Source organism: Acinetobacter sp. ANC_7503 (assembly GCF_056780035.1).
The window spans coordinates 69,433-95,514 of record NZ_JBWYJA010000011.1 but is presented as its reverse complement, the minus strand read 5'-3'; the positions used below and the strand labels follow the sequence as shown (position 1 = coordinate 95,514).

The 26,082-nt window shown below is 40.6% G+C and carries 23 protein-coding genes; 16 read left to right on the top strand and 7 right to left on the bottom strand.

The genetic code is table 11. From position 1 onward, the window contains the following. Nucleotides 1–8: 8 nt before the first annotated feature. On the bottom strand, nt 9–2,339 hold the full coding sequence (locus AC1M9M_RS12180) for a DUF6351 family protein (RefSeq protein WP_481596471.1): 2,331 nt from the start codon (nt 2,337–2,339) through the stop codon (nt 9–11). Between the two features lie 433 nt (nt 2,340–2,772). After that, complete coding sequence (gene nadC, locus AC1M9M_RS12175) at nt 2,773–3,618, bottom strand: carboxylating nicotinate-nucleotide diphosphorylase (protein WP_481592142.1); 846 nt, start codon at nt 3,616–3,618, stop codon at nt 2,773–2,775. Nucleotides 3,619–3,763: 145 nt separating this feature from the next. On the opposite strand from nadC, the gene ampD reads away from it, so the two are divergent. Further along, nucleotides 3,764–4,333, top strand: a complete 570-nt coding sequence (gene ampD / locus AC1M9M_RS12170; protein WP_481596470.1) for a 1,6-anhydro-N-acetylmuramyl-L-alanine amidase AmpD — start codon at nt 3,764–3,766, stop codon at nt 4,331–4,333. A 68-nt stretch (nt 4,334–4,401) separates the two neighbouring features. After that, the gene (murJ, locus tag AC1M9M_RS12165) at nt 4,402–5,955 is read left to right on the top strand and encodes a murein biosynthesis integral membrane protein MurJ (protein ID WP_481596483.1); all 1,554 of its coding nucleotides are present in this window, start codon (nt 4,402–4,404) and stop codon (nt 5,953–5,955) included. Nucleotides 5,956–6,026: 71 nt separating this feature from the next. Here murJ and bamJ (AC1M9M_RS12160) read toward each other — a convergent pair whose 3' ends face one another. The 5 genes from bamJ (AC1M9M_RS12160) to AC1M9M_RS12140 form a co-directional block, all read right to left on the bottom strand. Then, nucleotides 6,027–6,716 (bottom strand): BamJ family beta-barrel-assembly machinery protein, encoded by a 690-nt coding sequence (gene bamJ, locus AC1M9M_RS12160; protein ID WP_481596469.1) that lies wholly within the window; start codon nt 6,714–6,716, stop codon nt 6,027–6,029. A 47-nt stretch (nt 6,717–6,763) separates the two neighbouring features. Next, entirely contained in the window at nt 6,764–7,471 is a 708-nt protein-coding gene (bamJ, locus tag AC1M9M_RS12155) for a BamJ family beta-barrel-assembly machinery protein (RefSeq protein ID WP_035267750.1), read from the bottom strand. A gap of 182 nt (nt 7,472–7,653) precedes the next feature. Beyond that, nucleotides 7,654–9,840 carry a polysaccharide biosynthesis tyrosine autokinase gene (locus tag AC1M9M_RS12150; RefSeq protein ID WP_481596468.1) on the bottom strand — a complete coding sequence of 729 codons (2,187 nt, stop codon included), beginning with the start codon at nt 9,838–9,840 and terminating at the stop codon, nt 7,654–7,656. Between the two features lie 17 nt (nt 9,841–9,857). Beyond that, nucleotides 9,858–10,286 carry a low molecular weight protein-tyrosine-phosphatase gene (locus AC1M9M_RS12145; RefSeq protein ID WP_481596467.1) on the bottom strand — a complete coding sequence of 143 codons (429 nt, stop codon included), beginning with the start codon at nt 10,284–10,286 and terminating at the stop codon, nt 9,858–9,860. Beyond that, on the bottom strand, nt 10,286–11,389 hold the full coding sequence (locus tag AC1M9M_RS12140) for a polysaccharide biosynthesis/export family protein (RefSeq protein WP_481590662.1): 1,104 nt from the start codon (nt 11,387–11,389) through the stop codon (nt 10,286–10,288). Before AC1M9M_RS12140 ends, AC1M9M_RS12145 begins: the two co-directional genes overlap by 1 nt. Nucleotides 11,390–11,629: 240 nt before the next feature. Between AC1M9M_RS12140 and tviB the strand changes: the two genes are divergently transcribed. The 14 genes from tviB to AC1M9M_RS12070 all read left to right on the top strand — a co-directional run bounded on the left by tviB (nt 11,630) and on the right by AC1M9M_RS12070 (nt 26,082). Then, entirely contained in the window at nt 11,630–12,907 is a 1,278-nt protein-coding gene (gene tviB, locus AC1M9M_RS12135) for a Vi polysaccharide biosynthesis UDP-N-acetylglucosamine C-6 dehydrogenase TviB (RefSeq protein ID WP_481596466.1), read from the top strand. 15 nt (nt 12,908–12,922) lie between these two features. Next, nucleotides 12,923–13,945: an NAD-dependent epimerase/dehydratase family protein gene (locus AC1M9M_RS12130; protein WP_481596465.1), complete on the top strand. Its 1,023-nt coding sequence runs from the start codon at nt 12,923–12,925 to the stop codon at nt 13,943–13,945. 10 nt (nt 13,946–13,955) lie between these two features. Beyond that, nucleotides 13,956–15,128 carry a lipopolysaccharide biosynthesis protein gene (locus tag AC1M9M_RS12125; protein WP_481596464.1) on the top strand — a complete coding sequence of 391 codons (1,173 nt, stop codon included), beginning with the start codon at nt 13,956–13,958 and terminating at the stop codon, nt 15,126–15,128. Beyond that, complete coding sequence (locus AC1M9M_RS12120; protein ID WP_481596463.1) at nt 15,128–15,721, top strand: acyltransferase; 594 nt, start codon at nt 15,128–15,130, stop codon at nt 15,719–15,721. Before AC1M9M_RS12125 ends, AC1M9M_RS12120 begins: the two co-directional genes overlap by 1 nt. A 103-nt stretch (nt 15,722–15,824) precedes the next feature. Further along, entirely contained in the window at nt 15,825–16,373 is a 549-nt protein-coding gene (locus AC1M9M_RS12115; protein WP_481596462.1) for an acyltransferase, read from the top strand. 33 nt (nt 16,374–16,406) lie between these two features. Then, nucleotides 16,407–17,525 (top strand): glycosyltransferase, encoded by a 1,119-nt coding sequence (locus tag AC1M9M_RS12110; RefSeq protein ID WP_481596461.1) that lies wholly within the window; start codon nt 16,407–16,409, stop codon nt 17,523–17,525. Beyond that, nucleotides 17,522–18,616 (top strand): glycosyltransferase, encoded by a 1,095-nt coding sequence (locus AC1M9M_RS12105; RefSeq protein ID WP_481596460.1) that lies wholly within the window; start codon nt 17,522–17,524, stop codon nt 18,614–18,616. The genes AC1M9M_RS12110 and AC1M9M_RS12105 overlap by 4 nt, the downstream gene beginning before the upstream one ends. Then, nucleotides 18,613–19,779, top strand: a complete 1,167-nt coding sequence (locus tag AC1M9M_RS12100; protein ID WP_481596459.1) for a glycosyltransferase family 4 protein — start codon at nt 18,613–18,615, stop codon at nt 19,777–19,779. The genes AC1M9M_RS12105 and AC1M9M_RS12100 overlap by 4 nt, the downstream gene beginning before the upstream one ends. Further along, nucleotides 19,773–20,315 (top strand): serine O-acetyltransferase, encoded by a 543-nt coding sequence (locus AC1M9M_RS12095; RefSeq protein WP_104498391.1) that lies wholly within the window; start codon nt 19,773–19,775, stop codon nt 20,313–20,315. The genes AC1M9M_RS12100 and AC1M9M_RS12095 overlap by 7 nt, the downstream gene beginning before the upstream one ends. 16 nt (nt 20,316–20,331) lie before the next feature. After that, nucleotides 20,332–20,934, top strand: coding sequence for a sugar transferase (locus tag AC1M9M_RS12090; RefSeq protein WP_481596458.1), 603 nt, complete (start codon nt 20,332–20,334; stop codon nt 20,932–20,934). Continuing rightward, nucleotides 20,934–21,632 (top strand): acetyltransferase, encoded by a 699-nt coding sequence (locus tag AC1M9M_RS12085; RefSeq protein ID WP_481596457.1) that lies wholly within the window; start codon nt 20,934–20,936, stop codon nt 21,630–21,632. Before AC1M9M_RS12090 ends, AC1M9M_RS12085 begins: the two co-directional genes overlap by 1 nt. Continuing rightward, nucleotides 21,613–22,788, top strand: coding sequence for a DegT/DnrJ/EryC1/StrS family aminotransferase (locus AC1M9M_RS12080; RefSeq protein WP_481596456.1), 1,176 nt, complete (start codon nt 21,613–21,615; stop codon nt 22,786–22,788). Before AC1M9M_RS12085 ends, AC1M9M_RS12080 begins: the two co-directional genes overlap by 20 nt. Nucleotides 22,789–22,838: 50 nt before the next feature. After that, entirely contained in the window at nt 22,839–24,692 is a 1,854-nt protein-coding gene (locus AC1M9M_RS12075; RefSeq protein ID WP_481596455.1) for a polysaccharide biosynthesis protein, read from the top strand. A gap of 220 nt (nt 24,693–24,912) precedes the next feature. Then, entirely contained in the window at nt 24,913–26,082 is a 1,170-nt protein-coding gene (locus AC1M9M_RS12070) for a nucleotide sugar dehydrogenase (RefSeq protein WP_481596454.1), read from the top strand.

The following is a 26,082-nucleotide window of genomic DNA, read 5'->3' as shown; positions in this document are numbered from 1 at the left end:
TTCAGGTATTAAGACAGTTGAAATGAATTAGAGATCCAACCCTTCGGAAGTTGAGGCATTATAAGCTCCTCAGGGCGATTTGGATCTTCATCCAGTTGTTTACCACCATAAATGACATCATTGATCTGTCCATTTTGATTTTGATAGGTTAACCAAGGATAGGTTTTACCAAACCCAACAGGATCTTGGGTGTAATCACAAACACCATCTGGAAAAACTTTTTGTAATCGAGTCCATTGCTCATCTGTAAAGTTAATATTGGGGTAAAGACGACGTGTGAGTGGTTGTAGTTTACATTTATTGGCGTAGGTACTAATTTGATCACCTGCTACCATTCGCGGTGTTTTATAGACCGGTACACGAAGGTTATTGCAGAACCCAGATCTTCGAATCGTTCCTAATGTGATACATGAGTCGTTAAGATTTACTTTATTGCGAGTGAGTTTCTGTGGCAGAGGTAAATTGCTTGTATCATTTTTTACGCGATCCAACCATTGGTTCATATCATCGAAACTGATTTCTAAACATTTAAGATCGCCAATCATAATGGTATCACCTCCATAAAGAAGCTGATTGTTATGATGTCCGTGTGCTTTGTCTAAACGTGCTCTAATCGCGAATGCTCGGTAAGCATCATGGAAGATCGCTGGATCTGGACCACGACAATCAATAATCGCCACTTGATCTAAATTATTGGCAACATTGATTAAACCAGTTCGATAAGCATTTTTTAAACCTTGCTCCGTGGCATATAACCGTTCGGGAATTGGATTAATATCAATATCAACTCCACCGAGGCGTTCATTTAATAAAACAAATTTTTCAGCATTGATCACACCATCAAATAAGGTTTGAAGCCCGTATTGCACACCGACATTATCAATTGGTAGGTTAGCAAACCCAATATTTCGCTGGTTTTCGACAGGACTCCAAATTTGTCTAAGCTGTTGTGTATTTGGATCAACTTCAGTTGGATTTCTGAGACCCAACAAATTTACAGCAGCCTCTTGAATTGAACAGCGTGTCCCATTCGGATTTGAGGTGGCATTGTACAGTTGTGTTTCTGATATTCCGCTACAAATTGTATTTGGTCGAGCAACATCGAATTGCGCAAGTTCACTGACATAACCATTAATCTCAGAAATATGACCTTGAATATGGTTAATTTGATGAGGGAGGAAAGAGCGGCCTTCTGCTGTTTTAAAATAATTGATCATAATATGATAATCAGCAAACTGAGACGCTGTACTCCATGCATCAGGGAAGGAGCAAGTTACTAACAAACCTTGGTATACACCTGGATAAGCGTTAGCTACCCATTGAGATGCGAGCGCGCCACCTGAGCAGCCTTGTCCAATCGTGTAGTCTAAAGTGCCGTATTGTTCGATAAAACGTTCTTTGGCCATAATGATTGATTCAGCTTGAACAGCCAAATTACAGTTATGTCCACTGTTGGATAGCGCCGTAGACATGACGCCATAACCTTTGCCCAAAGCCTTGATGGTAATATCTGGCAAAATAGAAGTTGATGTCGCAACCACGGTAGGTGCAGTTGCAGACTGATAATCATTTCCGCAACTTTGCCCATGGGTTACTAACAGCTTATTATTAAATTGGGGTTGTGGATTCAGCGCAGTCCAAGGCTGATTAGGATTAAACAATACAGCAAACCGATATTCATCACGATTTTGATAGCCGACTTCTTCTCGAATGATAAATGGTACTTCTACGCCTGTATCGGTCTTAATTTTGGAAATTAGACCCGCCGAAGGTGGTTTCTCAGGATTATAGGTTTGTAAAGTTCCGACTAAATTCCGATAGTAGTAATTATATTGAACAGGTTTACGGCAAAATAAATCAGTCGAGCCGTTGGTACAGGTCCATGGATTAATTTGAGGTCCAGATAAAAGAGGGCCTGTGGTACTGAAATTTTTTAAATATAAATTTTGAATTTCATTTGGTGTTTCAATTTTAAGTAGATTTTCCCCTAACTGTAATCCATCTAATAGCACTCTATTCTGAGCATTAGAAAAGCGAGATTTGATGTCCTGTCCATTTAAGTGAATGCTTATATTTGCGTCATTAAAATTAATAGATGGGTCTAATTCGATTAATACATCATTATCTGTCACAAGATCGGGGCGAGTTGATAAAACAGTCACGAATTCTTTTTCAAGTTTATTCGTTGGATTGTCAGGATCAGTTGGATTGGTCGGAGTTGGCTGTGATCCATTACCACCGCCTGAATTCCCCCCAGATTCGCTGGAGCTTTTACAACCGACGAGTAAGCTGCTACTAATCGCGACGCTTAAAAGCGTATAGATCATTTGCGTTTTCATGTGATTTCCCTAATGTACAACATGGTGGATGCAATCGATCCGATGACTGCATTTCTTTTTATTTATTCACTGACATTCAGCATGGTCTATGCGTTGACACCCTCCTATTATTTAGACAATGCGAACTCATGGTTTAATTGTATTTATTGGCTTCACTATGAATGAAAATTAGGCAGCATTCCATGACAGAAAATTGAATAATTGTAAAATTAAGGCGAATGAATAGTTGAAATTTAATGATTTACTTTGCATTATATGGATTTAGCATGATTTTGATTAAAAAATAATCTTAAAGCGTGGAAGGTATCAACTAGGACCATATAAATTCAAATTTTTTTGTATTCTTGCGATAAAGTTAATGTAGCATCACAGTTTTAAGCAATTAAAAAAAGGAGCAAAGCCCCTTTTTTATTGAGAGATAGGATTGAATCAATTAAGCATTAAAGCGCATAGATAAATCGATGGCTTTGACATCTTTAGTCAGTACACCCATGGAAATAAAGTCGACGCCTGAAGTAGCAACTTCACGTAAGTTCTCGATGGTAATATTACCTGAAGCTTCTAATTTACAACGACCAGCCACATGCTTGACTGCATCAATCATTTGTTGTTGGCTGAAATTGTCCAACATGACGATATCGGCACCAGCATCTAAAGCTTGGTTTAACTCATCCCAAGTTTCAACTTCGACTTCCACAGGTTTACCTGGTGCAATGGCATGCGCTTTTTCGATTGCTTGCTGAATACCACCTGCAGCCATAATATGGTTTTCTTTAATTAAAAAAGCATCGAATAAACCTAAACGATGGTTTTGACCACCACCTACACCCACCGCATATTTTTGCGCAATACGTAAGCCTGGTAATGTTTTACGTGTATCAAGCAGTTTGGTATTTAAACCTTCCAAATGTTTCACATATTCAGCCGTTTTTGTAGCAACAGCAGAAAGGGTTTGTACAAAATTAAGTGCTGGGCGTTCAACGGTTAACAGACTGCGTGCTGAGCCGGCAAGTTTTAAAAATGCCTCATTGGCTTGAACTTGATCGCCATCTTGCTTTAACCAAATCACATCAACGCTTGGATCATAGGCTTTAATTAAAGCATTCACCCACGGTTGCCCTGCAAGAATCATCGTTTCGCGACTGATAATGGTTGCTGTTGCTTGTTCATCTTCAGGTGTCAGCAATGCGGTGATATCACGCTCACCAATATCTTCTTGCAATGCTTGTTGGATATTGATTTGAATTGATTGTTCAAGCAAAGATTGCGGTATGCTCATAAAATCCCTATTGTAGGCACCAGAAAAATGAGCAATATATTACCATTGCACCTCAAGTAATGGTGCTGTTTTTTTCGTCCAAGTCTTTTCCAAAGATGAGCGTGGATGAATTGTCATAAGTTGCAAACACGGATTGAGATCACACATGTCGAATGTACCCAAGCTTCAAGTGGTAGATGGTGTATTACAAGGTGCAAGATTTATTGCTTCACCAAATTTTAATCAAAGACCAGACCATACTGACATTCAACTGGTGGTCATCCACAATATTAGCTTACCGCCCTCACAGTTTGGAGGAGGCTATATTGAGCAGTTTTTCCAAAATAAATTAGATTGGAATGCACACCCTTATTTTAAAACCATTGAAGGGATGCAGGTCTCAGCACATTTATTGATTTTAAGGTCAGGCGAAATTTTACAGTTTGTTAATTTTAAAGACCGTGCTTGGCATGCAGGACGCTCTACGTACATGGCATATCCAGAATGCAATGATTATTCGATTGGCATTGAACTAGAGGGCTGTGATGATCAAGATTTTACGGAACAACAATACCAAGCTTTAGTTGAGGTCGTGGCAACACTTCAACACGCTTATCCTAAAATTAAAAGTCATATCGCAGGGCATTCAGATATTGCACCTGGACGAAAGACCGATCCAGGACCGCATTTTCAATGGTGTTATTTTAGAGATCAATTAAAACAACGAAAAATATGATGCTTTGTCGAATGAAATAACAATTTAAAAGCGAAGTTTTATTACAATATCGTCAATCTTTTTAAGTGGTGAATATGATGGCGCTTTGGCGATCCACCTTTATTGTTAGTGCAATGACCATGTTGTCTCGTGTCATGGGGCTTATTCGAGACATGGTGCTGTTAAATGTGTTCGGGGCAGGGAAAGACTTCGATACTTTTGTCGTAGCGTTTCGTATTCCCAACTTTTTTAGGCGTCTTTTTGCCGAAGGTGCATTTTCCCAAGCATTTATTCCTGTTCTCACAGAATATAAAACCACCAAACTCCATGCTGAAGTTCAGATCCTAATTAGTCGGGTATTTGGATGTTTGCTTACCGTGATGACTGCATTAACTTTGCTGTGTATGATTGTTGCACCTGCGATATTGTATGTTTATGCGCCAGGATTTCATGCCGATGCAGCCAAATTTGATTTATCAGTCGACTTATTCCGTCTCACCATTCCCTACCTGATGTTTATGTCGCTGACGGCATTTGCCAGCAGTATCTTAAACAGCTATGGCTCATTTACCACACCCGCATTTGCGCCAGTATTGTTGAATATTGCAATGATTGCAGGGGCTTTGTGGCTGTCTCCACATATGGAAACACCCATTATGGCATTGGGTTGGGCAGTGGTGTTTGCTGGCATTTTGCAATTAGCCCTACAAATTCCGGAACTGTGGCGCAAAAAACTCCTGATCCCACCCAAAGTTGATTTTAAGCACGAAGGTGTCGAGCGCATTTTAAAATTAATGTTGCCTGCACTGTTTGGGGTTTCAGTCACACAAATTAATTTGCTGCTCAATACCATTTGGGCGTCTTTTATGCAAAATGGTTCTGTGTCATGGCTTTATACAGCAGAACGGATGACCGAATTGCCTTTAGGCTTAATTGGTGTAGCCATCGGAACGGTGATTCTGCCTGCACTCTCTGCGCGTAAAGCTGAACAGGATCAAACTAAATTTAAGGCTATGTTAGATTGGGCTGCACGTGTCATCGTATTTGCTGGTATCCCAGCCAGTATCGCTTTATTTATGTTGTCTACACCGATTATTCAAGCGCTGTTCCAACACGGTGCTTTTGATGCACGAGCGACAGAAATGACCGCTTTGGCATTACAATGTATGAGTGGTGGTGTCTTGGCATTTATGTTGATTAAAGTCTTTGCTCCTGGATTTTATGCGATTCAAGATACCAAAACCCCAGTACGTGTTGGCCTAATGGCAGTTGCAGCCAATGCCATTCTCAATGTGGTTTTTATTGGCATCTTCAAATGGATGGGCTGGGAAGAACTCCATATGGCATTGGCGTTGTCATCTACAGGTTCTGCTTTAGTCAATGCCGGGATGCTATATTTCTATTTACACAAACGTGAAATATTCCGATTTGGTCCGCACTGGAAAAAGTTATTTTTCCAATTTATGGTGGGTAACGCCGTGATGATCGCAGCCCTATGGTATGGCCTAAGCTGGTATAACCCAGATGTAGCGCCGTGGATTCGTGTATTTGAAGTGCTTGCTCTTTGTGTATTAGGTGTGGTTGCCTATGTATTGGGTTTATTTGCGACTGGCTTTAGACCAAGACAATTAAAACATGGCTAGTGCTTTAAACAGACCCTAAATAAAACAAAAAAACATCGCTTACGCGATGTTTTTTATAAGTCATGTGAACATTAAGGCAAAACTTTTAAAAGTTCGACATCAAAGATTAAGGTGCTGTTCGGCTCAATCGCATCGCCCGAACCGATCTCACCATAGGCCAAATCAGCAGGAATAAAGAAGCGGTATTTAGCACCTTCCTTCATGAGTTGTAAGCCTTCAGTCCAACCCGGAATGACTTGACTCACTTGGAATTCCACCGCTTGACTACGCGCGATCGAACTATCGAATACCGTGCCATCGATTAAACGCCCTTCATAATGAACTTTCACTTTTGACGTCGCTTTAGGCGTTTTGCCTTGACCTTGCTGAATCACTTGATATTGCAGACCTGTTGGTCGTGTGACGATACCTGCTTTTTTGGCATTCTCTTGTAAAAATTGTTGCCCAGATTTTAAATTTTCTGCAGCTAATTTTTGAAATTCAATCAGCTGTTTAGATTCGCTTTGCTTTTTGTATTTGGTTAAAGCCTGCGCCATTTCTTGATCGGTTAAACTCGATTTTTGACCGGTTGAGCCTTGTTTCAATCCTTCAATAAAAGCATCCAAATTAATATCTTTTAATGTATCCGCATTAGTACGTCCCATTACGTAGCCATAGCTATATCCGAGCTGATCTTTTTCAGTACTTTTATTGCTAATGTTTGCCGCAAATGAGCCAGAGCTGAGGATCAGCAGACTGCTTAATATAGAGATTTTTTTCATCATTCAAATCCAAAAAAGGAGAGCTGAAGGCTCTCCTTTTGATTAATTTATTTGACTTCGATTAATTCAACATCAAAAATGAGTGTGCTGTTTGGTGGAATCGTACCAGGAACGCCCTGTTCACCATAAGCCAGATTCGATGGAATGTATAAGGTTGCTTTACCGCCTTCCTTCATCAATTGTAGGCCTTCGGTCCAACCAGGGATGACCTGATTCAACGGAAATTCAATCGGTTCACCACGTTCAACCGAGCTATCGAAGACTTTGCCATCAAGTAATTTACCGGTGTAATGCACTTTAACCACGGAGTTTGCAGCAGGTTGTTTGCCTGTACCTTCTTTGCTGACGAGATACTGCAAACCAGAAGCAGTTGTTTTAACATTCGGTTTTTTTGCATTTTCAGCAAGGAAGCTATTGCTTTGTGCATTGGCAGCTTTAGAGTCTTCGACTTTCTTTTCTTCTAATTCTTTTTGTAAAGCCACATAGGCAGTTTGCAGTTCTTCATCGGTATAGGCACGTTCTTTTTTAGCATGCGCTTCACGGACACCGACAATAAACGGATCAATGGCAACTTCAGGAGGAGTTTGGCTGGCAACTTCATAACCGAGTGCATAACTGATTTTATCAATCGGTTTTGCATCTGCAGTCATGCTAGAAACTGTCGCAGATGTTGGATGTTGACTTGCATAATAAACAGGGACGAGCGCAGCACCGCCTAAAACGACAGCAACAGCGATGGGTAAAGCTTTACTCATGAGATTTCCAATTATTTTCAATTCTATGTGCGACATTCTAAAATCGCGGAACCAAAACAGCATAGCGTCAATTCACTTTCAGCGATATAGAATTTCAATGAAATCAACAAAATTTCACAAATATACAGTGCTTGATCGGCATAAAAAAAGCCTGAATAGATCAGGCTTTTATTCAACAATAATTAATCATTGTCCTTTGAAGCTTTATATGCATACGCATAGTTATAACCATAGCCATAACCCGCTGCATTACGTTGAATGTCATTTAGAATAAAGCCATTTACTTTAACACCGGCTTGTTCGAAACGATTGACTGTGATTTCGAGTTCTTTCATTTGTGTCTTCGCATAGCGAGCAATGACAATATTCACACCTGCATATTGCGAAATGATAATACCATCAGTCACCGCAAGTATAGGTGGTGTGTCAATGATCACATGATCAAACTGTGTTGAAAGCTGTTCAAGCAACTGTTTGAATTTTTCAGAACTCAGCATTTCAGACGGATTAGTCGGACTCTTACCACGAGTGATCACACTTAAACCAGCGACTTCAGTGTCTCGAATAATATTTTGTAGAGAGTGCTGATCAGTCATGTAATCAGTCAAACCTGGCTGTGTTTCAATATTGAAATATTTGTGTAGATAACCACGACGTAAGTCAGCATCAATAATCAAAACACGTTTGTCGGCTTGCGCTAATATTGTTGCTAAATTGGTTGAAATAAATGATTTACCCACTTCAGGTGCAGGACCAGAAATCATAATCACATTATTTCGAGCTGAACTCAGCGCAAAATGAATCGCCGTGCGCATACTGCGTAAACTTTCAATCGCAATATCATCGCTATTCTTAATGGCAAGAATTGGGATTTTCTTATGCTTTTTCAGCATCTTAATTCGGCTTTCTTGCACTGGAGAACGCGGTACCGTTGCATAAACCGGCAGATCTAATTCATTTTCAATTTGACTAGAATCTTTGATGCCTGAACGCATCATATTACGTAACAGCGCCAGAAGTGTCCCGAGGAAACCGCCGACAAATATTGATAAAACTAAAACAATAAGTTTCTTAGGTTTAATCGGTTCAATCGGTTCTACGGCAGTATCAACAATTCGAACATTACCAATTTCACCCGCTTTCGCAATTCGAAGTTGTTGGTACGAATTAAGTAAAGCTGTATATAACTGTTGTTTGACTTCAACTTCGCGGAATAACTGTAGATAGCGACGTTGCAAGTCAGGGAGTTGTTTTAATGTGCCATCCAATTCATTAATTTTTTTATTGATCGCGCCAAGTTGAGCGTTCATTTGTTGCATGATTGGATGTTCATTGGTGTATTTCGCACCCGCTTCAGCGACTTTTTGCTCAAGTTCTGCTTTTTGTGTTTCTAAGGCAACACTTTGCGTAAGATACAATTCAGATTCTTTGGTGACATCAACCGTATTAAAGCCTTGACGGAATTTGTTAAATTCACGTTCGGCGACATCCAGTTGTTGTTTTAGTTCTGGGAGTTGTTCATCCAAGAATTTGAGCGTTTGCGCAGTTTCGGCAGAACGTCGCTCTACATTTTGCTGACTATACGCATTTAAAATCGTATTCAGGACTTTTGTAATATGCTCTTTATCTTGACCTTGATAGTTTAATCCTAAAACACCAGTCATTTTCCCTTTTTCAGCCACTGAATAGTTAGCCAAAAGTGATTTCATCGCAGCAGGCAAAGACTGTTTGGTGATGAGATACCGGTCATTCAATTGATCTTGTGTACGAATCTCAACTTTCCATACGCCATCACGGGTAGAGCTTTGATTGAGTTGGTTTACTGAACCTTTTAGCACCACTTCTTCGGTTTTTATATCCGTCAGGGTAAATTGTTTCTCAGTAAAATTAAGTGCCAATGCACGGTCACGAAATTTCTGAGGAACATGGAAATGGGGAATCGCAAAAGATTGTTCGTCATCGTTAAAAATCACAGATTGACGTGAATAATTGGTCGAATAGTCATGTGGTGCAAACAACCGATCGAAAAATGAGTTTTGAGTACCTTCAATTTTTAAATCAAGATTCAATTGATTGATTACTGAACCGAGGACTAATCGAGATTTCAAGATTTCAATTTCTGCTTGAGCGGGTTGTTTCTGCTCAATCATACTTGAGAGATCACCCAAAAGTGCAGCTGATGTACCTTTACTTTCTTCAACTTGGACCAAAGCATCAACAGAGTAGGTATCTGGTGTTGTACGCAAGTAGAGTAGGGCACAGACCAGACTCAAAATCACACACAAGGCAATCAGTTTCCATTGTGCGATTAATGAAAAAAATAATTCTTTTAAATCAATTGTATCTTCGGTATTCGCGGTTTGACTCATAATCTTTATTCAAAATATTAAAGGTGTTTTTTCCAATCAGCGATACAATCCTGAATCAACTGACAGGTGTCATTAAAGAATGCTTGATCGTGTTGGTAAGGATCCGCAATATTTTTTTCACGCCAGTGCCCCAAGCGAAAGGTTTTTCCTTTTGCGTATGGCCATGTTTGTTCGATATGCTTCTGTTGGTTCTGGCTCATGACAAGAATCAAATCCGCATTTTTGACCAATTCAGCATTCAGTTTGCGCGCCACATGATCTTGCATATTTATACCGAAATTTTGCATACATTGTAATGCTTTATCATCTGCAGGATGACCAACTAGACCAGAAATCCCAGCAGAGTGTATGTTTCGATCAGGGTACACATCTTTTAGGAAATATTCTGCCATGGGGCTTCGACAGATATTTCCAATACATACCACTAAAATATTTTGAAAATTCATCAATTCCCCAAACGATCTAAATTATATAAAGCATTGGAGAAAGGAATAACCTGGTTGACCACACGTTGCCAGCGCGTTAGACCCGTTGCATCGACATAAACAATATCATTACTTTGCATTTTAAACTGATTAGCGAGACCAAAATTAGCAATGCTAGACAGATCCATATGAAAGATTTCAGTCATAGGTGAGTCACTTTGACTTCTAACGACGTAAATTTTACTGCTGCTTGCTGACAATGGATTCAGGCCTAAGCTCTCCCCAATCACATCACTCAAAGTCATGCCTTGATCACGCATCGGCAGGGACTGGTTTTTACCTGACTCACCCATGACATAGATTTTTTGGTTTTCGCGAGAGTTGACATAAATCGTATCGTTAGCTTGCACCAAAAGATTGTGTAGCGAAAACCCTGCTTTCTCAAGTTCAATCGAATTTAAATTATAAGTTTGACCATTTCGAACGAGGCTAATCGATGTATTCGCACCAAATTGTGTGTTGACGCCACCAGCTAAGCCAAGCGCCGTATAGATACTGGTGGGTTGATCATTTAGTGTATATTGACCACCTTTCATGACATTGCCCTGTACTGAATAACGTTGACCTTGGTAAGACAAAACTCGAGCGATGACATCAGGTGTTTTTAAATAACGGGCAAGTAACTGACGAAGTTCTTGATTCACTTGATCTAAACTTTTGCCAGCCGCTTTATAACGTCCAATAATCGGAAATTGAATATACCCACGAGAGTCGATTTGATAGCCATTGGATTTAATGGCTTCTTCATTATTAATGGTATTGGTGGGCGGTGTAATTTCTGGATATGCCCATAGATAAATGGATAATACGTCACCAGCACTGAGTAGATATTGTTTTTGATTTTGTAGAAACAAATGTCCCAAATCTTGGTGAACATTGACTTGTGCAGGTTGAACAGCAAAAAGGGACTCTTGAGTGAGTTTGATGACATTGACTTGAGTGCCCAAATCCGTCTGAAAAACACCTTCTTCAGGTAAGTCATAGGTTTGAAGACCTGAGGTAACAGCACATCCTGTAAAGCTTAAACTTAATGCCAACAGCAAACTATAACGATAGTGACTCACTCGTATTCCTATATTGTATACATTTATGATTATTCAAAAATTAATCTTAACTTAACTATATAAAGTTAAGCGACATTTTATACCAATTAAAACAATAAATATATCTTACCCAAGCTATCTTTATGTTTTAAATGCAGAAAGTATAACTTCTCTGACTTAAAGGAGTTTAATAAGAGTAATTTTTATCAAACTATTAATGATGTAGAATATCCATTTTAGAGCATATATAAGGCTTCAGAGATGTATGATCTCTATAATCTAAAAATTGCCATTATCGGATTGGGTTACGTCGGTTTACCGCTCGCTGTTGAGTTTGGTAAAAAAGTTCCTGTCGTGGGCTTTGATATCCATCAAAAACGCATTGATGAGTTGCGTAAGGGGCATGACTATACATTAGAGGTTTCATCAGAAGAGTTAGCGCAGTCTACGCAGTTGATTTATAGTGCGAATTTAGAAGATCTAAAAGACTGTAATTTATATATTGTCACAGTGCCCACACCAATTGATGAATATAAACAGCCAGATCTTATCCCACTTGTTAAAGCATCGCAAAGTATTGGGCAAGTTCTGAAAAAAGGCGATGTGGTGGTCTATGAATCTACGGTATACCCAGGTGCGACAGAAGAAATCTGTATTCCTGAACTAGAAAAAGCATCAGGTCTTAAATTTAACCAAGACTTCTTTGCAGGTTATAGTCCTGAGCGTATTAACCCAGGTGATAAATTGCACCGTGTCACCAATATTTTAAAAATCACTTCAGGTTCAACGCCAGAAGTCGCTGAATTTGTCGATGAAGTTTATAACTTGATTATTGAAGCTGGTACCCATAAAGCAGCGAGTATCAAAGTCGCTGAAGCAGCTAAAGTGATTGAAAACACCCAACGTGACGTGAACATCGCGCTGATCAATGAGCTTGCAGTGATCTTTAATAAAATGGGCATTGATACCGAAGCGGTGCTGCAAGCGGCTGGCACGAAATGGAATTTCTTACCTTTCCGTCCGGGTCTAGTGGGTGGTCACTGTATCGGTGTGGATCCGTACTATTTAACCCATAAAGCCCAAGCGATTGGCTATCATCCTGAAATTATTTTGGCAGGTCGTCGTCTCAATGATGGCATGGGTGCGTATGTGGTGACTCAGCTTGTGAAAGCCATGCTAAAAAAACGCATTCAGGTGGAAGATGCCAAAGTCCTGATTTTGGGTCTCAGCTTTAAAGAAAACTGCCCCGATATTCGCAATACCCGCATCATTGATATCGTGAATGAACTCAAAGAATATCATATTGATGCCGATGTCTATGACCCATGGATTGATGCTCAAGAAGCTAAGCATGAATATGGCATTCAGCCAATTTCGACTTTAGAAAATGGCAAATATGATGCCGTGATTTTAGCGGTGGCACATGATCAGTTTAAAGCGATGGGTGCAGATGCTATCCGTGCTTTGGGTAAATCTGAACATGTATTGTATGACTTGAAATATGTGTTATCTCAAGCCGAATCTGATTTGCGTTTGTAAGAGGACATATTTTTCATGAATCAATATCAACAGGTATGTGAGCAACTGAAAGTACAGCCAAAAACATGGCTGGTGACAGGCGTTGCAGGTTTTATCGGCTCAAACCTTTTAGAAACTTTACTCAAGCTTGATCAAACTGTGGTGGGTTTAGATAACTTTGCTACAGGTCATCAGTATAATTTAGATGAAGTGCAAGCATCTGTGACCACAGAGCAGTGGGCGAAATTCAGCTTTATTGAAGGTGACATCCGTCAATTTGCCGATTGTCAAAAAGCCTGTGCCGGTGTGGATTATGTTTTGCATCAAGCGGCTCTGGGTTCAGTACCACGTTCAATTGCAGACCCGATCACCACCAATGAAACCAATATCAGTGGTTTCCTCAATATGCTGACTGCGGCACGTGATGCCGCTGTTGCAAGCTTTACTTATGCGGCAAGTAGCTCAACCTATGGCGATCATCCTGCATTGCCAAAAGTCGAAGAAAATATTGGCAATCCATTGTCACCTTATGCGGTGACTAAATATGTGAATGAGCTGTATGCCGATGTATTTGCTCGGAGCTACGGCTTTAAAGCCATTGGTTTACGTTACTTCAACGTGTTTGGTAAACGCCAAGATCCAAACGGTGCTTATGCGGCAGTGATTCCAAAATGGACGGCATCGATGATTGATGGTGAAGATGTCTTCATCAATGGCGATGGTGAAACCAGTCGTGATTTCTGTTTTATCGACAATACAGTACAAGCCAATATTTTGGCAGCAACTGCATCCGATGAGGCGAAAAATCAGGTCTATAACGTGGCTGTGGGTGATCGTACTACGCTCAATGACTTGTACCGTGCGATTCAATTAGCACTTGCGGAAAATGATGTGCATTTTGAACGTGATCCGGTGTACCGTGATTTCCGTGCTGGTGATGTCCGTCATTCACAAGCGAGTATTGCCAAAATTCAGCAATATTTGGGCTATGCACCTGAATTTAAAATTGCCGAAGGCATTCAACTGGCGATGCGTTGGTACGTCAATAACTTAAAATGATCTTGAGCAGATGATTGCGAAACTATTCGCAAAGTATCAGTCGATTGGGCTGATCACCTTAAGTTTATTGGCAGGTGCGATAATGACATTTATCGCACTTCCTCTTTTAACGCGCCTATATTCTGTTGCGGACTTTGGTGCATACGGCATTGCTTTAGCGATTGTTAGTGTTTTATCCACGGTGGCGAATTTACGTCTGGATCAAGCTTTATTGGTCGCTGAGGAACAGGATAAAAAAAGCCTGATTTTTGAAGGGGCGGTGTTCTCAACGGTCATTGCCATTATCAGTGGCATTGTCATTAGTTTTATTTTAAATGTTGAAATGGCCGGGGCTGTCGCGACTGGTGTGCTTGCCAATACCCTGATTCAAAGTATGTATAACTATCAATTTTCCGCACACAAAGAATATTTCTGTGCAGGTTTAAATATTTTCCGCAGTGCGATTGTGGTGGCGGTGCAACTGTCTTTACCGCTTGTCATGCAAATCAGTTTGGTGAACAGTTATAACATCAGCTCGATTCTCATGATTGTGGCGGTGTTGGTTTATTTGCTGAAGTATCAACTGTATCAAGTCAGTTGGCAGGCATTTAAACATTACAAAGATTTCATTTATAGCAATACCCCACATGCCTTGCTGAATAGTTTCTCGCATAATTTACCCTACTATGTGTTGTCGCATTTTGTCGGTGTGCAGGCGATGGGTTTTTATGCCATTGTCGAGCGGACTTTACGTGTGCCGATCAATCTGATTTCGCAAACCTTGCGTCAGTTCTTTATTCGCAAATTTAAAACCACAGAATCCAATCAAAGTGCTTTAAAGGCGAGTGTACTGCTCAGTCTGGTTTCACTACCTTTATTTGCCATTTTCTTTATCTTGCCTGAATCTCTATATTTATGGGTTTTTGGCAGTGCATGGGTCGGGATCTCAAGCTATTTCCAAATTTTAGCCTTGGGCTATTGGGCGATTTTCTGTAATCCACCTAGCTCGGCTTTTTTAATTGCTAAGCGCAACAGCCAAGTTTTATTTAAACTGCAAATCGTTGAACTGATTATCAAGTTCGCATTATTTGTAGGCTTATATGTTTTATTTGACGATAAAATTTATATGCTGTTAGCGGTGCCTGTGGCACTGATTATCTATAACTTTGCCATTTTATATGTGGTGTGGAGAAGCAAAAACTGATGTTTTTTAAATTCTTAAAACTGATGAATTGGTTCACTGCACAATGTCGTCAGCAATTTTATAACGTGGCGTTTGGCACGAAGTTTCGCTATTTCGGCAAGGGCTGTACGGTTGATATCAGTGGAACAGTGAAGATCGGCAACAATGTTTATATTGGCGATCATGTCAGTCTCATTGTTGAAAATGGTGCAGTGCTTGAGATTGCCGACAATAGCTTTATTGGTGAAAACTGCTATATCAAATGCTTTGGTGGCAAAGTCATGATTGGCAAAGATGTCAGCATCAATTCTAAGTCCTATATCAATGGCTGTGGCGGTGTGACCATTGGCGATAACACCCGTATTGGCACGCAAAGTATTATAATTGCCAGTAATCATAAATTTGGTGAGCCTGATCTTTTGGTCAAAGATGCGATTACCAAACTCGGTGTCAGCCTTGGTGAAAATATTTGGCTAGGCGCGCGCGTGACCGTTTTAGATGGTGTCACCATTCCAAGCAACAGCGTCATTGGTGCCTGTAGTTTAGTGTCTAAACCATTGGATGATGCTGGGGTTTATGTCGGTAGCCCCGTCAAGAAAATCAAAGCGCTTTAAGGCAAGCTTCATGTGTCTTTGACACGCATATCTTCAAGTGCATTTTCAGCGTAAAATATTCAGAGATTTTTCCCTCTTGTGAAACCTGACATAGGTCATGTATATGGCATTCATTGTTTCTGCTTTTCGACAGCTGTTTGATTTGGCTTATTTTATGGCCAAAGGCAGTGTGGCATATGCACGTAAAAAAGGGGTCAAAGTGGGTGAAAACTGCCGAATTTATATTAAAAATTGGGGCTCAGAACCGTTTTTAGTCTCCATCGGTGATCATGTCACGGTCACTTCAGGCGTGAAGTTTATTACCCATGATGGCAGTACCTGTTTGGTCAAAGATGCTCAAGGTAAACGCTATCAACGTTTTGCTCCGATTCAGGTCGGCTCACACGTGTTTATTGGCGTGAATAGTATTATTATGCCGGGCGTGAGCATTGGCTCCAATGTGGTGATTGGCGCAGGTTCGGTGGTGACCAAAGATATTCCTGACAATAGCGTCGCCATTGGCGTGCCGGCCAAAGTGGTGTCGAGCTTTGCTGATTATCAAGCCAGAATTCAAAGCACTTGTGCCAGTGACAGTGAACTCGTTGGCATTATTGATTACCGCGCACGTGTTGAACGTGCCATGGTGATTCAAGCCTCAAAACTCTCAGATTAATACGTTCCCATTTCATGTTATTTAGGTCATATTATGTTGAATAAAGTCATGTTCTTTTTGCCAAGCTTAGGTGGTGGCGGTGCAGAACGTACAGTCATTCAACTCGCCAATAGTTTTGCTGAACAAGGGCTGAGGATCCATTTGGGTGTGTGTGATCTAAATGGTGAAAAAGGGAAGCTGTTGCCTGAAGTGAGCCCTAAAATTGAATTGGTGAATTTCAATTGTGGTCGGGTGATAAATAGCATCACTGCATTAAAAATCAAAATGAAAACCGAGCATTACGATTGCTTAGTGGCCACCCAAACCCATACCAATATTGTCGCCGGCATTGCCAAGAAGTTAGGAGGCGTCAAGACACGGTTGATCTTTCGTGAAGTGTCGACGCCGTCAAAAAATATAAAGTTGCAAGGCATCGCCAAATTTGTACTGAAAACCTTGGTGAATTGGACGTATCCGATGGCACAGCAAGTGGTCTGTGTCTCTAAAGGTGTCGAAACTGATTTTCGTGAATATTACAGCTATAAGAAAAATAACATCAACACCATTTATAATCCTGTTTTAGATGATGCTTATTTCGAAAAGCTCAAAGCACCTGTGACACATCATTTTTTTAATAACAGTAATCAAGTCATTCTGGCCGTTGGGCGTTTGACTGAAGCTAAGAACTTTGGCTTCCTGATTCGTTCCTTTAAAGCTTTACATGATCAGCATGCCGATACACGTCTGATTATTTTAGGTGAAGGTGGGCTACGTGGCGAGTTTGAAGCCTTGGTGGCTGAGTTAGGCTTAAATGATGTCGTAGATTTACCCGGTTTTGATGCCAATCCCTATGCTTATTTTAAATATTCATCGTTGTTTGTTTTGAGTTCAAATTGGGAAGGTTTGCCGGGCGTTTTGATTCAAGCCTTGGCATCCAAAGTCAAAGTGGTCAGTACGGATTGTCCAAGTGGTCCGATGGAAATTTTAGACCACGCCAAGTTTGGCTTATTGGTCGAATGTAATGATCAAACAGGTCTAACCCAAGCGATGCAAAAAGCGATTTTTGCCGACTATGTACATTACTCAGATGCCGATTTTGGCACGCATATTCAGCAGTTCCATAAACAAACCGTGCTGAAACAGTATATGCACATGATGGAGTCTGCATCATGAGTAAACCTTTAATGGTGCATGTGATTACCAACTTTGCAGGGGTGGGTGGTGCTGAAATGATGTTGGCACGCTTGATTCAATATACGGAAGATCATTATCAGCATGTCATTATTGCTTTGATGAAAACATCGGAGGTGTATCAAAGCACCTTTGATCGTTGCCATTCATATTATGCGCTCAGTTGGAATGGCATAAATACACTTGGAATCATCAAAAAACTGCGTGGACTACTCAAACAACTACAACCTAAAACCGTACAATGTTGGATGTACCATGCCAATGCGTTGACGAGTTTAAGTGTCATCGGTTTAGCCCACAAACCGAATGTCGTGTGGGGTATTCATCACTCGCTTGCATCACCGAAAGATGAATCGATCAGCACCAAAATTGCACTCGGTTTAAGTCAAATTTTATCGAAACAGCCAAGTGCCATTATTTACTGTGCACATTCATCGAAACAGCAACATACTGGTTTTGGTTTTAAAAATGCTCAACAGCATGTGATTGCAAATGGCGTATTTCTTGATAAATTTCAGCCGAATTTACAGCTCAATCAGCCAACGGTGATTGGGTTTGCTGGTAATTATCGACATGCCAAAGGTTATCCGTATTTGTTTGAAACTATGGGCTTGCTAAAAGATGAAAACATCATCTTTAAAATTGCGGGTGGTGGGGCAAGTTTAGAGAATCCTGACGTTAAAGCTTTATTTGAACAATATCAGTTAGATGCTAAAAAGGTTCATCTGCTTGATCAAATCTCCGATATGCCTGCCTTTTATCAATCGATTGATGCATTCCTGATGACCTCAATTACTGAAGGTTTCCCGAATGTGTTGGTCGAAGCGATGGCATCAGGTTTGCCGTGTATCAGTACAGATGTCGGCGATGCTAAATACATTGTACAGGATTTAGGCAGTATTGTTCCGCCACGTAATGCCCAAGCGTTGGCAGAGGCGATTTTACAATATGCACAAAAAACTGAAGTAGAAAAACAAGCTTTAAAACAAGCAACCCGTGAACGTGTTGAACAGAATTTCAGTATTGCGACCGTCAGCCGTCAATATATGCAGGTGTGGAGCCAACAGGCATGAAATTTTTAATGATCAGTAGTTTTTTGCCGTCGGTGCTGAATTTTCGTGGCAAATTATTGGAAGCGCTTTCTGCCCAAGGCTATGAGATTCATATCATGGCACCTGAGTTTGCCAACTTTCCGGAAGAACAGCAAAAATTACAGGCTTTGAGGTATTACTTGCATGAAATTCCAATGCAACGTACGGGTACGAATCCGCTTGCTGATCTCAAACTATTAAAAAACTTGTATCAACAAATCCGTCAAATTCAGCCGGATTATGTGTTGTCTTATACTATTAAACCGGTCATCTACGGCACGCTCGCATCATGGTTGGCAAAAGTACCGTATCGTTTTGCACTCATTACGGGTTTGGGCTATGCCTTTCAAAATGTCGAATCAGGCAAGCGCAGTCTTTTCCAAAAAATGGTGCATGGTTTGTATGCCCAAGCTTTAAAACATAGCGATAAAGTCTTTTTCCAAAATCCGGATGATTTAAAGCTGTTTCAAGACATGCAGTTGCTCGATGCCAACAAGCCGAATGTGGTGGTGAATGGGTCAGGGGTGAATGTACAAGATTTTGATGTGATGCCCTTACCGAAAAATGCACAAGGACAGGTCAAAGCATCTTTCTTGCTGATTGCACGCCTGCTCGGTGATAAAGGTGTACGTGAATATGCGGAATCGGCACGCATCATCAAAGCGCAATATCCCGAAGCAGAGTTTCATTTGGTCGGTTGGATTGATGATAATCCCTCAGCCATTTTGCAAACTGAACTCGATGAATGGATTGCCGATGGACGCTTAAAATATTGGGGTAAACTCAGCGATGTACGTCCTGCGATTGGGGAAAGCTCTGTCTATGTGTTGCCATCGTATCGTGAAGGTACGCCACGTACGGTTTTGGAGGCGATGGCGATGGGTCGAGCGATCATTACCACCGATGCCCCAGGTTGCCGTGAAACGGTAGCGCATGGTATCAACGGTTATTTGGTCGGGGTAAAGTCAGTCGATGATTTGGTGCAGAGCATGCAATATTTTATTGAAGATCCAAAACTCATTGAGTTTATGGGACAACGTTCACGTGAAATTGCTGTCAATAAATATGATGTGCATCAGGTGAATAAACATATGCTTGCTGCAATGGGAATCATCGATATCAATTTAGAGTCTGGCGCATGTTGATTAAATACATCAAAAGCGATTTATATCGTTATACGGGAAAAGTCAGTTTTAAATTGTTTATTAAAAACTACCTATTTAATCGCGGCTTTAATTTTTCATTTTGGTTACGTATTGCCAGTTCAAAAACGTTTTTAGCAAAACTTGCTTATCCCATTTATTATTATAAAAGAAAGCAATATGGGATCGATATTCATACCACGACTAAAATTGGCTATGGCTTATATATTGGACATGGTGGACCTTTAGTTATTAATCCCACTGCAGAGCTTGGGCATAACGTCAATTTATCTCAATTCACAACGATTGGTGCCAATGGTGGTCGTCGAGCAGCCAAAATTGGTAATAATGTTTATATTGGACCTCATGTTTGTATCGTGGAATCAATTACGATTGGTGATAATTCAACGATTGGCGCGGGTAGTGTGGTGACGAAAGATATTCCTGAAAATGCTACGGCTGTAGGAAATTATGCCAAAGTGATTCACATGAATAATGCAGGTCAATCTGTAAATAGACGTTGGACAGATCTTGACTAAGGGGCAGAGGAATTCAATGTTAAAACGTATTATTGATATCACCATTGCTTCCACGGCTTTAATTCTGCTGTCACCGGTGTATTTTATTGTGGCACGTAAGGTGAAAAAGAATTTAGGTTCACCAGTGTTATTTCGTCAGGTGCGTCCGGGTTTACATGGTAAACCGTTCGAGATGATTAAGTTCCGCACCATGAAAGATGCACTGGATACGGAGGGCAATCCATTACCCGACAGTGAGCGTCTCACACCATTTGGTAAAATGCTGCGTGCAACCAGTCTCGATGAAATGCCTGAACTGTGGAACGTGATTAAAGGCGACATGAGTATCGTGGGTCCACGTCCCTTACTCATGGAATATTTACCTTTATATAATGAAGAACAAGCCAAACGTCATAACGTGCGTCCAGGCATCACCGGTTATGCGCAAGTGAATGGTCGTAATGCGATTTCATGGGAAAAAAAATTCGAACTCGATACATGGTATGTTGAACATCAGTCACTGTGGCTCGATTTCAAAATCATGCTGAAAACCGTGAAAAAAGTCATTGCCAAGGATGATATCAGTGCCGAAGGAGAAGCGACCATGACGAAATTTACCGGCACACCGGAACAAAAATAATGACAGCACTCTATGCAATTTATGGCGCTTCAGGTTGTGGGCGTAGTTTAATGCCTGTCGCTCGGCAGCAATTGGCGCGTGAACAAGATCAATCTGAAATTGTCTTTATTGATGATGCTTTGACAGAGATTGGTGTCGTGAATGGTCATCGTGCCATGAACTATCAAGCTTTTTTAAATGAATCAGCATCGACAAAATACGTACAAATCGCGATTGCCAATAGTCGGGTACGTGAAAAAATCGCCCAACGTTTAGAAGCTAATGGCATTGGGCTTTGGTCAATCTCTGCCGATAACGTCATTTTCATGGATGAAGTGCAAATCGCGGAAGGTTCAGCCTTAAGCCCGTTTGTCACCATTACCTCCAATATTAAAATCGGCAAATGCTTCCATGCCAATTTATATAGCTATGTGGAGCATGATTGTGTGATTGGGGATTTCGTTACCTTTGCGCCAGGCGTAAAATGCAACGGCAATATTCATATTCATGACCATGCCTATATCGGCGCAGGTGCCATGATTAAGCAGGGTACCCCCGATCAGCCTTTGGTGATTGGTAAAGGTGCGACTGTCGGTATGGGGGCCGTAGTCACCAAAAGTGTCCCTGCGGGCGCAACAGTGGTAGGTAATCCTGCGCGGATTGTCACCACTTCACAGTACTACGTTTTAGGAAAATTCCATGTTAAACAGTGCATTTGAGCCTTGGCCAAGCTTTACCCAAGCAGAAGCCGATGCGGTGTCTAAGGTTCTTTTGTCCAATAAAGTGAATTATTGGACAGGGCAGGAATGCCGTGAATTTGAAAAGGAATTTGCACAGTTTGTCGGAACCCAACATGCCGTTGCGGTAGCCAATGGTACAGTGGCACTGGATTTAGCCCTAAAAGCACTCGGCATCGGTGCAGGGGATGATGTGATTGTCACTTCACGTACCTTCTTGGCTTCTGCAAGCTCGATTGTCACTGCAGGTGCTAATCCGATTTTTGCTGATGTGGAACTCGATTCACAAAACATCTCACGTCGTACTATTGAAGCAGTGATTACCCCAAACACGAAAGCTATCATTTGTGTGCATTTGGCAGGTTGGATGTGTGATATGGATCCGATCATGCAACTCGCTGAGGAAAAAGGCATCTTCGTGATTGAAGACTGTGCCCAAGCGCATGGTGCGATGTATAAAGGCAAATCCGCAGGTTCAATCGGTCATATTGGCGCGTGGTCGTTTTGCCAAGACAAGATTATGACCACTGGCGGTGAAGGTGGTATGGTCACCACCCATGATGAACATCTTTGGAAAACAATGTGGTCGTACAAAGACCACGGCAAAAATTTTGATAGCGTGTATAACAAACAACATCCACCGGGTTTCCGTTGGTTGCACGACTCCTTTGGCACCAACTGGCGCATGATGGAAATGCAAGCGGTGATTGGTCGTTTGCAACTGCAACAAATGCCGGCATGGACAGAAAAACGTAATGCCCATATGGCACGCATCCAAGCGGCATTTGAACATAGTCCTTATTTCACAGTCGCTAAACCATCGTCAGATTATGTGCATGCAAGTTATAAATGCTACGTCCAAGTCAATATCGATGCTTTGCCTGAAGGCTGGTCACGTGATCGCATTATGGCGGAAATCAGCGCGCAAGCTGTGCCATGTTTTAGTGGTTCATGTTCAGAGGTGTATTTAGAAAAAGCCTTTGATGGAACGCCGTGGCGTCCAGAAACACGTTTAGCCAATGCAAAAGCTTTAGGTGAAAACAGTCTGATGTTCTTGGTGCATCCAACTTTGTCTGAGCAAAGTCTGCAAAAAACGGTAGATGCGATTCAAAGCGTGATTGCCAAGATTCACGCCTAAAACAGCGTATAATCACAGCGTGCTTTTTCAGCCAAGATAACTGAGCTTCAATGAAAGATTTTATTCGTTCCATTGCATCTTTACCGCGTCGCCAAAAACAAGTGGTTTTGGTGACCATGGACATGTGCATGTTGCCACTGATGATGTGGCTTGCTTATGCTATTCGTTTAGCACGTCCAAATGTCACCGTGATGCAAGGGCTTGAGGCTTGGTATATTTACGTTGCGATTGCAGGTGTACTGATTTTCGCTTTGCTCGGGATTTACCGTGCCATTGTACGGTCATTTAACGAAGATTATTTACTGCGCATTTCAATTGGGACATTTATTCAAATTGTGGCGTTGTATGCTATTAAAAAATTAGATGTTGCTTTTATTCCGATGAGTATTCCACTCATGTACGGCTTTATGCTGTTTTCATACATGTGGTGGAGTCGTGCGGTGATTCGTTATGCGACGCTTAAAACCTTTGCCAAAAAGCAGACTCGTAAACGCGTGGCAATTTATGGAGCAGGATTGGCAGGACAACAAATCGCGGCCGCCCTAAACCGTTCAGATGACTATCTGCCAGTGTGTTTTATTGATGATAAAAAATCACTGAAAGGGCAGTCTTTAAGTGGTTTAAAGATTTATTCACCCAAAAAGGCACAGAAAAAACTCGGAAAATTTGGCATTGAAGAAGTGTTACTGGCCATGCCATCAGTTGGGCGTGCGCGTAAGAAGGAAATTATTGAATCCTTTGAATCCACCGACGTCAAAATCATGGAATTGCCGGGTGTAACACAACTTGTTGATGGTAATGTCAAAGTGTCTGATATCCGTGAAGTGGATATTATTGATTTACTCGGTCGTGATCCTGTACCACCGAAGCCTGAGCTATTAGAAAAAAATATTAAAGATAAAGTCGTGATGGTGACTGGGGCGGGGGGGTCGATCGGTTCTGAGCTGTGTCGTCAGATTGTCAAGCATCAGCCTAAAATGCTCGTGCTCTTTGAAATGTCTGAGTTTGCGTTATATACGATTGATCGTGAATTACAGACTTCAGGTATTCAAATCATTCCAGTTCTAGGTTCTGTGACTAATCAAGCAAAATTAGAGCGTATTTTGAAGGAATATAGCATTCAAACAGTTTACCACGCAGCTGCTTATAAACATGTACCTTTGGTTGAAGCCAATCCATTTGAAGGAATTTATAACACTTCGATTGGCACGCAGCGCAGTGTTGAGGCTGCAGTGGCACAAGGTGTAGAAACTTTTGTGCTGATTTCAACGGATAAAGCGGTACGTCCAACCAATGTGATGGGTGCTTCAAAACGTATGGCGGAGTTGTATTGCCAAGGTTTAGCATCGACCAATCCAAAGACACAAATCAGTATTGTTCGTTTTGGTAATGTGTTGGGTTCATCGGGTTCAGTTGTACCACTGTTTAAGAAGCAAATTGCACAAGGTGGTCCTGTGACGGTGACTCATCCTGAGGTCACTCGCTACTTTATGACCATTCCTGAAGCTGCACAGCTCGTGATTCAAGCAGGTGCAATGGGGATGGGCGGAGATATATTTTTATTAGATATGGGTGAATCAGTAAAGATTGTTGACCTAGCTCGACAAATGATTCGTTTAAGTGGTTTCCGTCCTATCGATGAAAATGGGGTAGGGGATATTGAGATTCAGTTTACAGGTTTACGTCCGGGTGAAAAACTCTATGAAGAATTGTTGATTGATGCTGAAAATGTAGAAAAGACTGGACATGAAAGAATTTTAAAGTCTTTTGAGAAGTTTTATGGAATAAATGAAATGCGTAATATTTATCAGAATTTTGAGTTGGAATATATGGCTGAAAGTTTTGATAATATTGGTAGTATTCTTGAAAAACATGTAGATGGATACATAAATAAGAGGAAATAAATTGTGACTTTTATATTAAATTGTATATTTATATAAATTAACTTAGAATTTTTAATAAAAAAATATGTATAATCTTGTCCGTTAAACTCTAAACTTAATAATCATTCTTTGATGATTATTGGTATTTTACTAATTTTCAGTATAAAGCATTATATAAATAGTTATACATGGATTGATTTCTAATTGTGTATCTATTTTGGAATAAGAGCGGTGACAATAGATGTCTAAAATAACAGTTGTAGGTACTGGCTATGTTGGTCTTTCAAATGCGATGCTTTTTGCAGTAAAGCATCAGGTAACGGCACTGGATATAGATGAAAACCGCGTTAGATTATTGAGAAAATTAGAGTCACCTATTCAGGATGAAATAATTGAGCAATATCTATTAAAAAAAGAAATTCACTTTAATGTGACATTGGATAAGGCTGAAGCTTATTTAGGTGCTGAATATATTATTATTGCGACACCAACCAATTACGATGAAAAAACCAATTATTTTGATACAAGTTCAATTGAACAAGTTTTAAATGATCTAAATGAAATTAATAGTAATGCAATTGTAATAATCAAATCGACGATTCCTGTTGGTTTTACTGCAAAAATGCAGAACTTATTTCCAAATTTAAAAATTGTATTCTCTCCTGAATTTTTACGTGAAGGTAAAGCTTTATTTGACAACTTATACCCTTCACGCATTGTGGTTGGTGATAAGTCGGAAATTGGTACTAAAATAGGTCAATTATTTCAGTCAGCTTGTCTGAAAGATGATGTTGCTGTTCTGCTTATGGATGCGACAGAAGCTGAAGCTGTTAAACTATTTTCAAATACATATTTGGCTATGCGTGTGGCTTATTTTAATGAATTAGATAGCTATTGCGCACTTCGGAATTTAAATGCCAAAGATATTATTCAGGCAGTTGGATTAGATCCTCGTATTGGCACGCATTATAATAATCCGTCGTTCGGTTATGGTGGTTATTGCTTGCCTAAAGATACCAAGCAGTTGTTGGCGAATTATCAAGATGTGCCGCAAAGTTTAATCTCTGCAATTATTCAGTCAAATACAACACGCAAGGACTTTATTGCTGAACAAATTATAACTAGACAGCCTAAAACTGTGGGTATTTATCGGTTGGTGATGAAAGCTGGAAGCGATAATTTTAGACAGTCCGCGATTCAGGGTGTAATGAAGCGATTAAAAGCAAAAGGCATTCAGGTTATTGTTTATGAGCCAAACTTAAAAGAAAGTACATTCTTTCATTCCCAAGTTGTCAATGATCTATCTGAATTTAAACAGCAAGCAGATATCATTGTCACAAACCGTATGGTTACTGATCTAGAAGATGTTCTTGAAAAAGTCTTTACTCGTGATTTGTTTGGTGCAGACTGA

Excerpts from the sequence above, each read along its gene's own strand:
- AC1M9M_RS12080 (WP_481596456.1), top strand. The coding sequence starts at position 21,613 with ATGTTAAACAGTGCATTTGAGCCTTGGCCAAGCTTTACCCAAGCAGAA.
- AC1M9M_RS12095 (WP_104498391.1), top strand. The coding sequence starts at position 19,773 with ATGTTGATTAAATACATCAAAAGCGATTTATATCGTTATACGGGAAAA.
- AC1M9M_RS12125 (WP_481596464.1), top strand. The coding sequence starts at position 13,956 with ATGATTGCGAAACTATTCGCAAAGTATCAGTCGATTGGGCTGATCACC.
- AC1M9M_RS12130 (WP_481596465.1), top strand. The coding sequence starts at position 12,923 with ATGAATCAATATCAACAGGTATGTGAGCAACTGAAAGTACAGCCAAAA.
- AC1M9M_RS12145 (WP_481596467.1), bottom strand. The coding sequence starts at position 10,286 with ATGAATTTTCAAAATATTTTAGTGGTATGTATTGGAAATATCTGTCGA.
- AC1M9M_RS12115 (WP_481596462.1), top strand. The coding sequence starts at position 15,825 with ATGGCATTCATTGTTTCTGCTTTTCGACAGCTGTTTGATTTGGCTTAT.
- tviB (WP_481596466.1), top strand. The coding sequence starts at position 11,630 with ATGTATGATCTCTATAATCTAAAAATTGCCATTATCGGATTGGGTTAC.
- AC1M9M_RS12075 (WP_481596455.1), top strand. The coding sequence starts at position 22,839 with ATGAAAGATTTTATTCGTTCCATTGCATCTTTACCGCGTCGCCAAAAA.
- nadC (WP_481592142.1), bottom strand. The coding sequence starts at position 3,618 with ATGAGCATACCGCAATCTTTGCTTGAACAATCAATTCAAATCAATATC.
- AC1M9M_RS12120 (WP_481596463.1), top strand. The coding sequence starts at position 15,128 with ATGTTTTTTAAATTCTTAAAACTGATGAATTGGTTCACTGCACAATGT.
- AC1M9M_RS12090 (WP_481596458.1), top strand. The coding sequence starts at position 20,332 with ATGTTAAAACGTATTATTGATATCACCATTGCTTCCACGGCTTTAATT.
- AC1M9M_RS12100 (WP_481596459.1), top strand. The coding sequence starts at position 18,613 with ATGAAATTTTTAATGATCAGTAGTTTTTTGCCGTCGGTGCTGAATTTT.
- ampD (WP_481596470.1), top strand. The coding sequence starts at position 3,764 with ATGTCGAATGTACCCAAGCTTCAAGTGGTAGATGGTGTATTACAAGGT.
- AC1M9M_RS12110 (WP_481596461.1), top strand. The coding sequence starts at position 16,407 with ATGTTGAATAAAGTCATGTTCTTTTTGCCAAGCTTAGGTGGTGGCGGT.
- bamJ (WP_035267750.1), bottom strand. The coding sequence starts at position 7,471 with ATGAGTAAAGCTTTACCCATCGCTGTTGCTGTCGTTTTAGGCGGTGCT.
- AC1M9M_RS12070 (WP_481596454.1), top strand. The coding sequence starts at position 24,913 with ATGTCTAAAATAACAGTTGTAGGTACTGGCTATGTTGGTCTTTCAAAT.
- AC1M9M_RS12150 (WP_481596468.1), bottom strand. The coding sequence starts at position 9,840 with ATGAGTCAAACCGCGAATACCGAAGATACAATTGATTTAAAAGAATTA.
- AC1M9M_RS12085 (WP_481596457.1), top strand. The coding sequence starts at position 20,934 with ATGACAGCACTCTATGCAATTTATGGCGCTTCAGGTTGTGGGCGTAGT.
- AC1M9M_RS12105 (WP_481596460.1), top strand. The coding sequence starts at position 17,522 with ATGAGTAAACCTTTAATGGTGCATGTGATTACCAACTTTGCAGGGGTG.
- AC1M9M_RS12180 (WP_481596471.1), bottom strand. The coding sequence starts at position 2,339 with ATGAAAACGCAAATGATCTATACGCTTTTAAGCGTCGCGATTAGTAGC.
- bamJ (WP_481596469.1), bottom strand. The coding sequence starts at position 6,716 with ATGAAAAAAATCTCTATATTAAGCAGTCTGCTGATCCTCAGCTCTGGC.